This is a genomic window from Trichormus variabilis 0441, from assembly GCF_009856605.1.
Lineage (GTDB): Bacteria > Cyanobacteriota > Cyanobacteriia > Cyanobacteriales > Nostocaceae > Trichormus > Trichormus variabilis.
Map to the genome: position 1 here is coordinate 2,456,458 of NZ_CP047242.1, position 12,579 is coordinate 2,469,036.

At 42.6% G+C, this 12,579-nt stretch carries 12 protein-coding genes; 5 read left to right on the forward strand and 7 right to left on the reverse strand.

Annotation, left to right across the window (positions count from 1 at the left end):
• Positions 1–144 precede the first annotated feature (144 nt).
• Positions 145–1,749 carry a bifunctional pantoate--beta-alanine ligase/(d)CMP kinase gene (locus GSQ19_RS10060; protein ID WP_011317818.1) on the reverse strand — a complete coding sequence of 535 codons (1,605 nt, stop codon included), beginning with the start codon at positions 1,747–1,749 and terminating at the stop codon, positions 145–147.
• 162 nt (positions 1,750–1,911) lie between these two features.
• Positions 1,912–3,027, reverse strand: a complete 1,116-nt coding sequence (locus GSQ19_RS10065; protein WP_011317819.1) for a septal ring lytic transglycosylase RlpA family protein — start codon at positions 3,025–3,027, stop codon at positions 1,912–1,914.
• A gap of 825 nt (positions 3,028–3,852) precedes the next feature.
• On the opposite strand from GSQ19_RS10065, the gene glsA reads away from it, so the two are divergent.
• Entirely contained in the window at positions 3,853–4,857 is a 1,005-nt protein-coding gene (glsA, locus tag GSQ19_RS10070) for a glutaminase A (RefSeq protein ID WP_011317820.1), read from the forward strand.
• 28 nt (positions 4,858–4,885) lie between these two features.
• Here the strand turns inward: glsA and mltA are convergent, their stop codons facing one another.
• The 4 genes from mltA to GSQ19_RS10090 all read right to left on the reverse strand — a co-directional run bounded on the left by mltA (position 4,886) and on the right by GSQ19_RS10090 (position 9,216).
• On the reverse strand, positions 4,886–6,121 hold the full coding sequence (gene mltA, locus GSQ19_RS10075) for a murein transglycosylase A (RefSeq protein ID WP_011317821.1): 1,236 nt from the start codon (positions 6,119–6,121) through the stop codon (positions 4,886–4,888).
• Positions 6,122–6,376: a hypothetical protein gene (locus GSQ19_RS10080; protein ID WP_010997083.1), complete on the reverse strand. Its 255-nt coding sequence runs from the start codon at positions 6,374–6,376 to the stop codon at positions 6,122–6,124. It lies immediately after the preceding gene.
• Between the two features lie 288 nt (positions 6,377–6,664).
• A complete protein-coding gene (locus tag GSQ19_RS10085) occupies positions 6,665–8,611 on the reverse strand; it encodes an APC family permease (protein ID WP_011317822.1) in 1,947 nt (648 codons plus the stop codon).
• A 128-nt stretch (positions 8,612–8,739) separates the two neighbouring features.
• Positions 8,740–9,216, reverse strand: coding sequence for a DUF4385 domain-containing protein (locus GSQ19_RS10090; protein WP_011317823.1), 477 nt, complete (start codon positions 9,214–9,216; stop codon positions 8,740–8,742).
• Between the two features lie 76 nt (positions 9,217–9,292).
• Between GSQ19_RS10090 and GSQ19_RS10095 the strand changes: the two genes are divergently transcribed.
• The 4 genes from GSQ19_RS10095 to rbp all read left to right on the forward strand — a co-directional run bounded on the left by GSQ19_RS10095 (position 9,293) and on the right by rbp (position 11,956).
• Entirely contained in the window at positions 9,293–9,757 is a 465-nt protein-coding gene (locus tag GSQ19_RS10095; RefSeq protein ID WP_011317824.1) for a VOC family protein, read from the forward strand.
• Positions 9,758–10,280: 523 nt separating this feature from the next.
• Complete coding sequence (locus GSQ19_RS10100; RefSeq protein WP_011317825.1) at positions 10,281–10,649, forward strand: Crp/Fnr family transcriptional regulator; 369 nt, start codon at positions 10,281–10,283, stop codon at positions 10,647–10,649.
• Positions 10,650–10,677: 28 nt separating this feature from the next.
• Positions 10,678–11,472 carry a carbonic anhydrase gene (locus tag GSQ19_RS10105; protein ID WP_011317826.1) on the forward strand — a complete coding sequence of 265 codons (795 nt, stop codon included), beginning with the start codon at positions 10,678–10,680 and terminating at the stop codon, positions 11,470–11,472.
• Positions 11,473–11,644: 172 nt separating this feature from the next.
• The gene (gene rbp, locus GSQ19_RS10110; RefSeq protein WP_010997079.1) at positions 11,645–11,956 is read left to right on the forward strand and encodes an RNA-binding regulator; all 312 of its coding nucleotides are present in this window, start codon (positions 11,645–11,647) and stop codon (positions 11,954–11,956) included.
• 206 nt (positions 11,957–12,162) lie between these two features.
• Here rbp and GSQ19_RS10115 read toward each other — a convergent pair whose 3' ends face one another.
• A complete protein-coding gene (locus tag GSQ19_RS10115; RefSeq protein WP_242462739.1) occupies positions 12,163–12,561 on the reverse strand; it encodes a PPC domain-containing protein in 399 nt (132 codons plus the stop codon).
• Positions 12,562–12,579: the final 18 nt, after the last annotated feature.

Here is a 12,579-nt window from a genome sequence, read left to right on the forward strand (position 1 = left end):
CACCGGATTTATCCGTAGGGGATTTTGAATTCGGAGCAAAGCGACGTGACAGGGATAGCTTCCTAAAAAATAGGGAGTCAGTGTTGCAACACTGACTCCCTAATAAATTGAAAAAAATTCAGAACTAACAACAGTTGATAACGACTACCATTGAGACAAGCGTTGTTGGTAGTAATCAACAATTTGGCTAGCAACATCCGATATGCTGAGTCCATCTGTTTGCAGTTCAACTGCATCTGCTGCTTTTTGTAGAGGGGAAACTTTGCGAGTGCTATCTTTCCAATCGCGTTCAGCGATGTCTTTTTCTAGCTGTTCTAGACTTACTTCTGGTTGACCTTGTTTTTGAAAGTCTTGCTGGCGACGACGAGCGCGTTCACCCACAGAGGCGGTTAAAAAGATTTTTACTTCAGCGTCAGGAAATACGTGAGTACCAATATCTCTACCCTCTGCTACCAGTCCACCCCGTTTACCCCAGCGTTGTTGTTGCTTTACTAGGGCTTCACGTACAGCAGCTTGAGCAGCGATCGCCGATACTTGAGAAGTCACTTCAATCGTGCGAATATCCTGGGTAACATCAGTATCATTAATCCAAACACGCACCGGAGATTGTAAATCTTGGCTAGGAGTCAGCTCGATTTTACAGTTGTTAGCTAATTCAGCGATCGCACAATCATCGTCAATAGCAATACCCTGTTGTAGCACCAACCAAGTCACAGCACGATACATCGCTCCTGTATCTAGATACACTAAACCGAGTTTAGTTGCTACTTGACGAGCCACGGTGGATTTTCCCGCCCCGGCTGGCCCATCAATAGCGATGATAGGTTGGCGATCGCGCAAAATGGTATTGTCAATCAAACGTGTAGAGCCAAGACGAGCAGCGATCGCCAGCATTCCTTCCTCCTGAATTTTATCTAATGGCATTAACGTAGTCGGTTCAACCAATTCTATATATTCCACTAAAACACTACTAACCTTGGCTAATTCCTGCCGTACCACTTCTCGCAACCTACTGCTATAGCGGACACCTGCCTTAAATGCAGCCTCAGCTTGCAGCAAGCCACGATACAATACTGCTGCTTGCTGTTTTTCTGGAGCAGTTAAATACTGGTTGCGAGAGCTACAGGCTAAACCCGACGCTTCCCGCACAGTGGGACAAGCAACAATTTCTACAGGCAAATTTAAATCAGCCACCAGCCGTTTAATCACAGCTAACTGCTGACCATCTTTTTGACCGAAATAAGCTCGGTCAGGTTGTACCAAGTTCAAAAGCTTGGTCACAATCGTCGCCACACCCTGAAAGTGACCTAACCGAGAATGACCACACAAGCCAGATATCATAACAGATGGAGGGATTACTTGTGTAACTTGAGATTCTTGTATATTTTTCTGAGGTATGCCTAATTCTTCCGGAGAAGGGGCAAAAATCGCATCAACTCCCGCTTGCTCGCACAATTGTCGGTCTTGTTCTAAAGTGCGGGGATACCTTCCATAATCCTCATTTGGGCCAAATTGCAGAGGATTGATAAAAATACTCACAATTACAGTAGAGTTTTCGTGCCGCGCCCGTTCAATCAGGCTCAAATGGCCTTGATGTAAACTCCCCATTGTTGGCACCAAGCCAATTGCAGTCTGATACCAGCTAGTCATACTATCTAGTATCTGTTCTTCTGATGCTGTCAGCTGACTTTCCCAGCGACGTTTATTTAAATAGCAGCGTAAAGCCGCAACTGTTGTCAACAGGCGCACAAAAAAATACCCCTAGTTCCTCATTGAACCTCTCCCCCGTTAGTTTATATCTGAAATAGGGGTAAGAGATGAGTGAACTAGAGGAATTGGGGATTGGGTATGAAGAATTGGGTACTGGGTAGTGGGGGATGCTGGTCTCCTGCTTTTCCCAGTCTCTAATCCCTATCTTCCCAAAACTTCAATCCTTACTGGTGCAACACCACTACCGATCATTCCTAGCAGTCTGGCTGCACCTGTGGATAAATCAATCACTCGGCCACGAGTAAATGGCCCCCGGTCGTTGATACGCACCACTACAGAACGACCATTACGGGTATTGGTAACACGGACTCTTGTGCCGAAAGGTAAGCTACGATGAGCAGCCGTCATGGCTTCTGGATTAAATCTCTCACCAGTAGCGGTTGGTTTGCCAGCAAACCCATCTCCATGTCCATAAAAGGAAGCTATCCCTTGGAAACTAAGTCTGATACTGCTAGCAATTCGCTGCGGCAGATTTGCTATAGGGTTTGAGGAACGTTTTGGTGAGCGTGCTGGTAAATTAGCGATTTCTTTGAGAGGCGAAGCATTACCTAAAAGTCTCCGCAGACGATTAGTTGCTTGCAGCGCATCGTTAGCAAGATTGTTGGTGGAATCTGCTAGCCTTGTGTTTTGATTAATTTCCACCAATTCTTGATTATTGAATTTGATGGTATAACGCTCTAACTTTTGTTGATTGGAAGAACTTTTATTTTGAGATTGAGAGGCAACTAATGAAGAGTCTTCGCCCTTCCAACTTACGGTAATCTGGTCAGCTTTGACATTATTTCTGATGAGCTGGTTGATTTTTGCTGCTACTAAACTAGCTCTTTTAACTGGATCGTCATTTTGCGAACGGTTCTGGATTCTGGCATCCGCTAAATTCCCCAGACTTGCCACCTGAACTGATTTCTCAGTATTAAGGGCGTACGATTGCACGCCCTCAGTATCTCCAATTGCTCCTACTTTTGTCTCCACGCTGGCAACTGGGTTAGAACTTACAAAGGTGAGAACTGGAATTTTCCGAATAAATAGGGTTGCCGCCCTACGACCTCCAAGATTATGGGGATGAATGCTCGTAATCACAGCATCCGAGGTTCTTTTCCCTTCTGATGATTGAAACTCTCCTACCTTGACTACATCACTAGCTAGAATTTGCTCAGCTGGTGCTGTAGCTTTAGTAGTTTGAGTCCGACCGACTGCGGGCGTACCCAAAACAGTTACAGATAGGGCAACAATAGTCCACAAATGTCTTTGATTCATGCGTCCGATTTTTAAAGCGACTGTAGAACAGCAGTTTTGTTAACTCATAAGAATTTGCTTCACTTTTAGTGGCAACTCCTAAAAATGCAAACTCGTTCCGCTTTCACTTTCCGTTTTATAACTCGCATCAGACTAACATGAACTTCTGGCGTTGGGGATCAGGGTTTTATCGTAGGGATCGGCGCTTTTCCCAAATTTGTTTTCTGATAATAAGCTTGAAACCTTGTTCAAATGCGGATTTTGCCCATGTAGCGTTTTTTTCGATCTACCAAGGTTTTCTTAACAAAACTTAACAATTTCCTGGATAAAAATTGCCCTAGAAATTGCCATAGATGGAAGTAATATTCCTTAGGCGATAAGTCTTTTCTTATACTTATCAATTTATCTGATAGATATTATAACAATCAATTATATTACAAAAGAGTAATGTTAAACCTACTGAGCTAAATTATGTTTATATTCCCTTTATATTAGCTTACACCTGATATATGTCAACAGTTACAGAGATAAATATTTTAGGGACAAATACTCATGAGTATTTATCCTCAGTTAATTTTTATGATACATAGATATGTAATACTACTCTCAAATTAGTAAAAAAACGTGATGCCGATGACAATCGACCACAGTAAAGCTAAGTAAAAAAAACTGCTGACATTTGTAGCTTATTTATTTTTAAGTAAAACCTGAATTATATAGTGAGATAATGAAAAACTGGGCGTTAGTTTGGGTAGAGCAATTTATCAATGTATAAAATATAACTTTTACTCCAAAAGCCCCAAATTACTTAATAAAACGCAATTTTTGAGAGCAAGCTATTAGCTGATGAGCGATCAAGCCAATCAAGGAGATTTAGAAATACGTCCCTCTCCCCTATTAACGGTGATCAACGATTTGCATTCTAAATACAAGTCACTGAAAGAAGGGATAGTAGCGAACTACATACCAGAACTGGCCAAAGTCAACCCAGACCTGTTTAGTATTTCCATCGTTACAGTGGACGGTCAGGTTTATCAGGTAGGAGATTATCAACAACTATTTACTATCCAGTCTATTTCTAAAGTTTTCGCCTACGGACTAGCACTAGAAGATCATGGACGGGATTATGTGTTGACTAGAGTTGGTGTAGAACCAACGGGTGAAGCATTTAACTCCATTATTTTAGATGAGCAATCGAAGCGACCTTATAACCCAATGGTAAATGCTGGGGCGATCGCCACCACCAGTTTAATCAAAGGGGCTGGGGCAACGGAACGCCTCAATCGAGTACTGGAAATGTTTCGCCGATATATTGGTCATGATGTATTTGTTGATATTTCCGTATTTACCTCCGAACGCAGTACAGGACACCGTAATCGGGCGATGGCACATCTCATGCTCAACTTTGGCATGATAGATAGAAATCTAGAAGAAGCATTAGACCTATATTTTCAGCAATGTGCCGTGATGGTTAACTGTCACGACCTGGCCGTGATGGCCGCCACCTTGGCGAACAGGGGGGTGAACCCAGTCACAGGAGAACAAGCGGTAAATAGTAGATATATAAAAGATATCCTCAGCGTTATGTACACCTGTGGGATGTACAACTTTGCAGGAGAGTGGGCTTATAAAGTCGGTATTCCGGCAAAAAGCGGTGTTTGTGGGGGAATTATGGCAGTTGTCCCCAATCAGATGGGAATTGCCGTGTTTTCTCCACCTTTAGATATTCGAGGTAACAGTGTGCGAGGAGTGAAGGTGTGTGAAGAACTGTCTCAGCAGTTGGGCTTACATCTATTTGAATGTGTGAAAGTGGAGAATGGAAAATGGGGAGTAGGGAATTGTGAGTGTTGAGTTGTTCCCCTACTCCTTGTTTTCTGGTCTATTTCCTCAACAACAAATAATAGAGTGAACCATGACCACCTGTCACACCTGCGCGATCGCCTGCTTGTTTCCCTGTTCCCATGAAGTAATCTACTCTCCCTGGGCCTTTGATGGCATTACCAGTATCTTGATCTAATACATAGCGGCTGACAGTGCGATACTCCATTCTTCCACCATCATCTGAGGGAAAGGGAATAGAAGTATGAACAAGTGCCAGTGCGCCCGGAGGCATTAAAGATTTGTCGGTGGCAATAGAACGTTCTGCTGTTACTGGTACGTTTATACTACCAGTGGCTGGTCTACTACCAGTTTCTTGGAAGAAAACAAATCTTTCCCAACGTGGTAAGTAGTTATTTAACTCCTCTGGTTGTTGGCGGAAGAAACTGATCATTTTTGGTAGTGTCATCCCCGACAAGGGAAGTTTGCCATCTTTGGCCAGTTCTCGCCCAATACTAGTCCAAGGGTAATCGGTTCCACCTGCATAACCGATCGCAGTTCGTTGTCCATTAGTTAATTGAATTTGGGCAGAACCTTGAATTTGTACAAAGTACGCATCTAGGCGATCGCTAAACCAGAGCAATTCTGAACCACGCAATGGGCTATTATCTCCTTGTAAACCGTCTTCACCTTCCAGTTCTAATCTTGTTGGGTGTGGTTTAGACCATTGCTTGAAGTTAGATGGTAAGCGATATACAGGATATTTATATACAGAAGTTCTGACACGACTAGCTCTATAAACTGGTTGATAGTAGGAAGTAAACTTAACAGTACCCTTGCCGTCATTACCTACAGACTGGTAAAAAGCAAACTCTCGTCGCACCGCAGCTTGCAGTTGGGCTGGAGTTTTAGAATTGACAACTAGTTGACGGAAACGTAATAAACTCCGCCGTACCCGATCCAGCGTGATTCCTCTAACTGGATAATTCTGATAAATTCGTTTGGCGGTATTCGTTTGTAAGTAACGCAGACTATTGTCAATTGACGCTAATAGCGCTTTGCGGTCGCTTGTTCTACCTACACCAAAAATTTGCTCATCGAAACCCAAACAAGGATTTTGGGTAACACAATTGTTACCAATTTCTACAAGTTTCAGGGGAGTCCGAGTTACAGGCGAAGGTAGTTCAGGATTGCTAGGGAGTGGTGACGGGACATCAATCACCTGGGCTACTGCGATCGGATTTACCAAAGCAATTCCCAGACTCAAGGAAAACAAAGCAAGGGTTTTTCTCATCATTTAGTTGAATCTTTCAACACTAGAACTAAAAACAGGTTCTACTCGGATCGCTACAATCCGGGAAGGGCGTACAACCATATACTCCCCTTGAATATTCTTGATGGGTACGCTAATAAAGTCACTAGAACCAGATTTGGGTACTAGTTCGCCACTATACCATTTTTGGAATTCCTGAATAGTGGGAAACCGTACTTCTTCTCGATGACCACTTTCCAGCATCATGTGTACGGCGTATTCGTTTGGAGTTCTCGGCATAAGGTTGAATCCCTTAAAATATGTTCAACCTATTGTTAACCACGTTACACCAGAATGAAAAGGGTAAGCATACGGGAGCAAGATTTACTTTTCGGGGAGAGATGACAATTAGAAACTCATGACACATTACTCCTGATGGTTCTTCTCTTCCCGCCTATGACGGTTACTCAACTGGAGACGGTTCCCAGAAGTGGGAAATAGGGGTACAGGGGTTTAGTGATAACTCTTTCTTTCCCTTACACCCTCACACCCTCACACCCTCACACCCTCACACCCTCACACCCTCTTTTAACCCCCAACATGAATGGCTGGTCTTCTGTGTGGATTCTTTTCTGCACGGCGTAGAACTTCACGGGTGACTACAGCAATATCACCTTCACCAAACAGGATGAAACGTAGCAAATATTGGATGGGGTTTCCTTCTACCCAACCGAAATAAGCGTGAGGAATTTTATCTGTTTGGTCACGTATATATAGAAGTAGGGCTGCAATGGCGTTGGGTACGGCTGCACTCTCAGCTCGGAGGATGCGATAAGCTCCGACTTGCACGCCTTTTACTTTGATGACATCGGCAAAATCGGAAGCATCGGATACAATGATCTCTAAGAACAGGATGGGATCGGTGGGTGGAATGTGATTGTCTTCACGTACTTCTGTCTCTTTTAAAAAATACTCTTGTTCATCGCCATCATTCAATCGATTGGCAATCAGGCGGATTGCACCTTGACTTTCTTCAACAATAAATTGATGAGCCAGTTCGTCAACTTCGATTTGCTCTACTCGCAATTCTGTTGACCGCCAAACGCGGGAAACTAGGGAAGTAAAAATGATGGCGCTGATGAAGAAACCAGCGATTCTAATACCCTCCGGCCTTTCAATAATATTGACGATAGTCGTATATATAAATACTAAGGTGATGCTACCAAAGAGAAATTGACCTTTTGTGGATCTTTGACGGTGGGCGGATAGGGTGACAGCAAAGGCGGCTGAACTGATTAAAACTAACACACCTGTGGCGTAAGCTCCCCCTTGGGCTTCCACGTTGGCGCGGAAGATAATTGTGACGACAAAGGCGATCGCTGTATAGACTAAAACTAAAGGTCTTGCTGCTAATGCCCAATTGGGAGCCATACCGTAACGTGGCAAGTAGCGAGGCACAATATTGAGTAGTCCCGCCATTGCGGATGCACCTGCAAACCACAAAATGGAAATTGTGCTGAGGTCATAAATTGTGCCAAAGCTGTTACCTAAATATAGATGTGCCAGATAAGCTAAGGCGCGCCCATTAGCTTTGCCGCCTGTAGCAAATTCGGCTGCGGGAATCAACAAAGTTGTGACAAAGCTGCTGGTAAGCAAAAAGAAACTCATAATTACCGCCGCCGCCGTTAGTAACTTGCGAGTATTGCGAATACGTCCACTAGGGTGTTGGGGTGTATCACTGCTACTACCTTGTACCAGAGGCATAACGGTAACGCCAGTCTCAAAGCCTGATAAACCCAGTGCCAACCTGGGGAATAACAACATAGATAGGCCGATGACGACGAAAAAATTTGAGTGACGGGCAAAAATTGCCGTTTGCCAATTAGCGATCGCTGATGGGTAAATGAGAACTTGATACAAGCCAACGCCAATTACAATTAAATTTAACAGCAGATATACGCTTACCAAAACGACGGCAATACCGATTGCTTCTCGAAAACCTCTCAAAAAAACCGTCCCTAGTAATGCTACTAGTACAAGAGTGATGGGAATGCTTTGATTATGAAATAGATTTGGGACGAGGGGATTTTCGATGATATGGGCTGTAGCATCAGCAGCCGAGAGAGTAATCGTAATGATGAAGTCTGTCGCCACAAAACCGAGCAGGCACAATACGAGTAATTTGCCTTGCCACCAAGAAAGCAAATGCTCCAACATGGCAATAGATCCTTGTCCATGTGGACTTTTACTAGCAATGCGACGATAAATGGGCAATGCACCAAAAAGTGTTAGTAGAACTAAAATCAGCGTCGCTATCGGAGAAAGAGCGCCGGCTGCTAGTGCCGCAATACCTGGTTGATAACCAAGGGTAGAAAAATAATCTACGCCAGTCAAACACATGACCTGCCACCAGGAATGCTTGCGGTGGGCTTCTTCCTTACGGTAAGGGCCTTCTTTCTCTTGTCTATCTTCTTCCAGCAACCAGTCCATCAACTGTCTGCCGAGTCGTTGTGTAGAAGTAATTAGTTTAGCCATTAAACACAGTTTTGTTACAAAAATAAAGAATATTGTTTTCTTTGTGCCTCTGTATCTTTATTAGTAAAAAAAATTATTTTAAACCAAATTTTACAGAAATTATAATTGTGATACTTTTCAACAAAAAACTAAGTCATTTCGTACATTTTTTTATGTTTAGCTAAAAGCTGGAGATATTTATCATTTGTTTTTGCTGCTAGCCACTTAGTTTTAAATATTGCTGCTGATTCAGCTTTGAGGGGGTCTACATCATAGGGTAAAATTTCTCTCTTATCATGAGTTTTTTCTGAAGATTGCTGCTTATACTTCCTCCCACTTTTATGATTAGCATAACGGCGCGATCGCGTATATCCCATTTGCAAAAACTTTCTTGCCATGTCCGCACCAACAAAATCATCTTTGTCTAAATAATCAAGAAAAATTGCGTAGATTTTTTCACTCGATTCCCTAGCAATATTAGGTGTTTTAAATCGCCAGTAGGGAAGAATTTCTGATTTATATGGCTCAACTAAAAGTACACCCTGTTCACCTTTGCCAACTCGATAGAGTTCAGGATGTTGGCGAAAGTCGAGATTTTTATAGTCTAAAGAATAATCAAAAGCCATGATTGTTTTTTATCATGGATAATAAACTCTCAAAATATAGTTACACTTCCATCCATGTAGGGAAATTTCTACTGCTATGGTAACTACTCCTCAATCCCTAAACAGCTTACTTTCACCGGGTAATCTGCGGAGAGTGCATCACATTGCTCTCAATGTTAAAGATATGCAGGCTTCTCGCCATTTTTACGGTACTATCCTGGGATTACATGAACTCACAGGTGATGAAGTACCAGCCACTTTGGTGGAACTTGTCGCTAGTGGAAAAGTTGCTAACTTCGCCACCCCCGACGGTACAATTCTAGACTTATTCTGGACACCTGAATTAACACCACCAAACCCAGACCCAGAACAAAGTTTTACTAGAGCATACCATCTAGCATTTGATATTGATCCTGGGTTATTTGAGCAAGCCGTGGCAGTTGTGCGAGAAAATCAAATTGCGATCGCTCATGGCCCCGTCACTCGTCCTACTGGTAGAGGCGTTTACTTCTACGACCCCGACGGCTTCATGATTGAAATTCGCTGCGACCCACAGTCATAAACTAGCAAATAAAAAATATTAAAATCTAAAATTCATTGATGTTAGTAAAGGCGCAGAAGTCAGCCTAACTGTTAGATTGGGCTAACTTCTGCTACACTCCTTGCATATATAAAAAATAACAGCGTTTAAAGTCTTTTGACTGCCAAATTGCCACAAATCTGCTTCCGTACTTATCAAATTTAATACAGCAAAAACACTGAAGTTGGATACATTAGGACTTACGCATGAAAATGAAAGATCAAGGGTTTGAAGAAGGGTATAGGGGTATAAATCAATTCAAAATTCAAAATAGCCTGCGGCAAGGCTTACGCCAACAAAATTCAAAATAAATGTTTGAAACCCCTACACCCTTACACCCTTACACCCTTACACCCGGTCTCAACAGACAACTTGTGTGCGTAAGTCCTATACATATAAAAATATTCCGGGGCTGATGCTTCAAGGCAAAGTAGTATAATTTTCCCGGCTCTGATATTGCCTGTCCAAAGGCTGGAGCTAACAATAAAAATCTAGGTTTGTGCTTATGTTAAATCCTGTAGTGACGATCGCCATCTTTCAAAAGCAACCCAATCCTCAAGTATTTTCAGCAGGACAGGTCATCTTTGAAGAAGGACAAGCGGGTGATTATATGTACGGTATTGTAAAAGGAGCCGTTGATTTATTGATCAATGGTAAGGTTATAGAAACAATCGAGGCTGGGGAAATATTTGGTACAGGTATATTAGTAGGAGTTAATCATCGGAATTATACAGCGATCGCTCAAACTGATTGTCAACTAGCTTACTTAGATGAGAAAAGGTTCTTATTCGCTGTCCAAGAAACACCAATGTTTGCTCTCAATGTCCTGAGAAATTATTCAGAACGTCTCAGTCGTTTGCAGCGTTTAGTTTAATATCACAGTATGTTTCAACCGCAGGAAAATGAGTAGTACTTTACATCGAAGGCAACTACTGAAATTATTGGGTATGAGTGTCTTAGGAACCTCATTTTCCAGTTGTGTCACATCTCCAGCTAGGGCAACAACAGTCAACTGGGGATATATCGGCAAAGTAGGCCCAGAGCATTGGGGTGAGCTTTCCCCTGACTTTGCGCTTTGCCAAATAGGCAGAAAACAAACGCCGATTGATTTGCAGATTGCAGATGTGAAAGATGTCCACAGCAGCAGTCAAGATTTGTTAGTCGTCAATTATCAGCCAACGGCATTACACCTAATAAACAACGGTAAAACTGTCCAAGTCAACTATCCACCAGGCAGTTATCTTAAGTATGCTCACCAAAAATTTGAGCTACTTCAGTTCCATTTTCATCACTTCAGCGAACACCGAGTTGATGGAAAATTATATGATATGGAACTCCATTTAGTTCACCGGAGTAAATCTGGTGACTTAGCCGTTATGGGTATTTTCTTGCAAGCAGGAGCATTTAACCCCACGCTGCAAATTATCTGGGATGCCATACCTCAAAAGCAAGGAACAGAAAAGCAAATAGCGGATATAAATATAGATGTTTCCCAATTTCTCCCAGCACAACGCAGATTTTTTACGTATTCTGGCTCTCTCACAACCCCACCCTGTTCAGAAAATGTTCTCTGGTGCGTGATGGCGACACCTATCGAAGCCTCTCCTGCACAGATAGCTCAGTTTAGTCAAACGTTTCCCCAAAACGCACGTCCAGTCCAACCTCTCAACGATCGCCTAGTTATCGAAGCCATTTAAAATTTTTCTGTTAACTTCCCCTGATTTTGTGTTGCTATGTCATACTAAGAGATGAGAATTAATTCGGCGACCGCGTTTGTTTTGAGTATTGACAGGCTTTTCCCTTTTGGTATTTACAGACATTTCTCCGAAATCTCAATCCCTAGACACTTCTGATTTTGGAGACAATAATATGTCTATTTATGTTGGCAATCTTTCTTACGACGTTACAGAAGAAAGCTTGAACGCTGTATTTGCAGAATATGGTTCTGTAAAGCGGGTTCAGCTACCTGTAGACCGTGAAACCGGCCGTGTACGCGGCTTTGGATTCGTGGAAATGGGCAGTGATGCGGAAGAAACAGCAGCAATCGAAGCACTTGACGGTGCTGAGTGGATGGGACGCGACCTTAAAGTAAATAAGGCGAAACCCAGAGAAGACAGAGGCGGTTCTAGGGGTTCCTTTGGCGGCAATCGCAGCAACAACAACTTCCGTAACCGTTATTAAGAAAATATAGATTTGAACTGGAGAACTGGGAATGAAGAAGTAGTTATTTCTACTTCCTAACCCCCTAAAATTTTAATGCTCCTTTTGAACAGAACATATTACTAATATCGGCTCAAGCAAGAATGCTTGAGCCTTTTTGATGTAACATCTGCAATTAACACCTCATACCAATCTTTCTTAATTACAAATTAGTATGATTTTGCTATTTATTTCATTGGTTGCAACTTAGTCACCTTGAGTTTAAAAGGCCCAACCCCAGTTTCGCCAAAAGACCGAACACGAACAATAAAAGTCCCTGTTTCATTGATGCGGGTAAACAGCAGAGAATTACTAGTTCCATCGGGGCCATCATCATTTTCTGCTAGCGTTGAGCCATCGGGTGCTAGTAGTGTGATGATACTGTCAAAACTTTCTGAAGATAAGTCAACTGCTAGATTATCCCCCTTATTTAGCTTGACTGCATAGTCACGGGCAAATCCACCCTGACCAGTGGGAATGTCTTTATCTGAAAGCGAATCAGAAAGTTCTTTAAAATCAGTCAACATGATAGGACTGTACAACTTACTCTGAGCAAATGCTGCTGTTGTACTGATGGCAATTGCCATTAAGGTAGCGGGAAATAT

Excerpts from the sequence above, each read along its gene's own strand:
- GSQ19_RS10065 (WP_011317819.1), bottom strand. The coding sequence starts at position 3,027 with ATGAATCAAAGACATTTGTGGACTATTGTTGCCCTATCTGTAACTGTT.
- glsA (WP_011317820.1), top strand. The coding sequence starts at position 3,853 with ATGAGCGATCAAGCCAATCAAGGAGATTTAGAAATACGTCCCTCTCCC.
- mltA (WP_011317821.1), bottom strand. The coding sequence starts at position 6,121 with ATGATGAGAAAAACCCTTGCTTTGTTTTCCTTGAGTCTGGGAATTGCT.
- GSQ19_RS10080 (WP_010997083.1), bottom strand. The coding sequence starts at position 6,376 with ATGCCGAGAACTCCAAACGAATACGCCGTACACATGATGCTGGAAAGT.
- GSQ19_RS10085 (WP_011317822.1), bottom strand. The coding sequence starts at position 8,611 with ATGGCTAAACTAATTACTTCTACACAACGACTCGGCAGACAGTTGATG.
- GSQ19_RS10090 (WP_011317823.1), bottom strand. The coding sequence starts at position 9,216 with ATGGCTTTTGATTATTCTTTAGACTATAAAAATCTCGACTTTCGCCAA.
- GSQ19_RS10095 (WP_011317824.1), top strand. The coding sequence starts at position 9,293 with ATGGTAACTACTCCTCAATCCCTAAACAGCTTACTTTCACCGGGTAAT.
- GSQ19_RS10100 (WP_011317825.1), top strand. The coding sequence starts at position 10,281 with ATGTTAAATCCTGTAGTGACGATCGCCATCTTTCAAAAGCAACCCAAT.
- GSQ19_RS10105 (WP_011317826.1), top strand. The coding sequence starts at position 10,678 with ATGAGTAGTACTTTACATCGAAGGCAACTACTGAAATTATTGGGTATG.
- rbp (WP_010997079.1), top strand. The coding sequence starts at position 11,645 with ATGTCTATTTATGTTGGCAATCTTTCTTACGACGTTACAGAAGAAAGC.
- GSQ19_RS10115 (WP_242462739.1), bottom strand. The coding sequence starts at position 12,561 with ATGGCAATTGCCATCAGTACAACAGCAGCATTTGCTCAGAGTAAGTTG.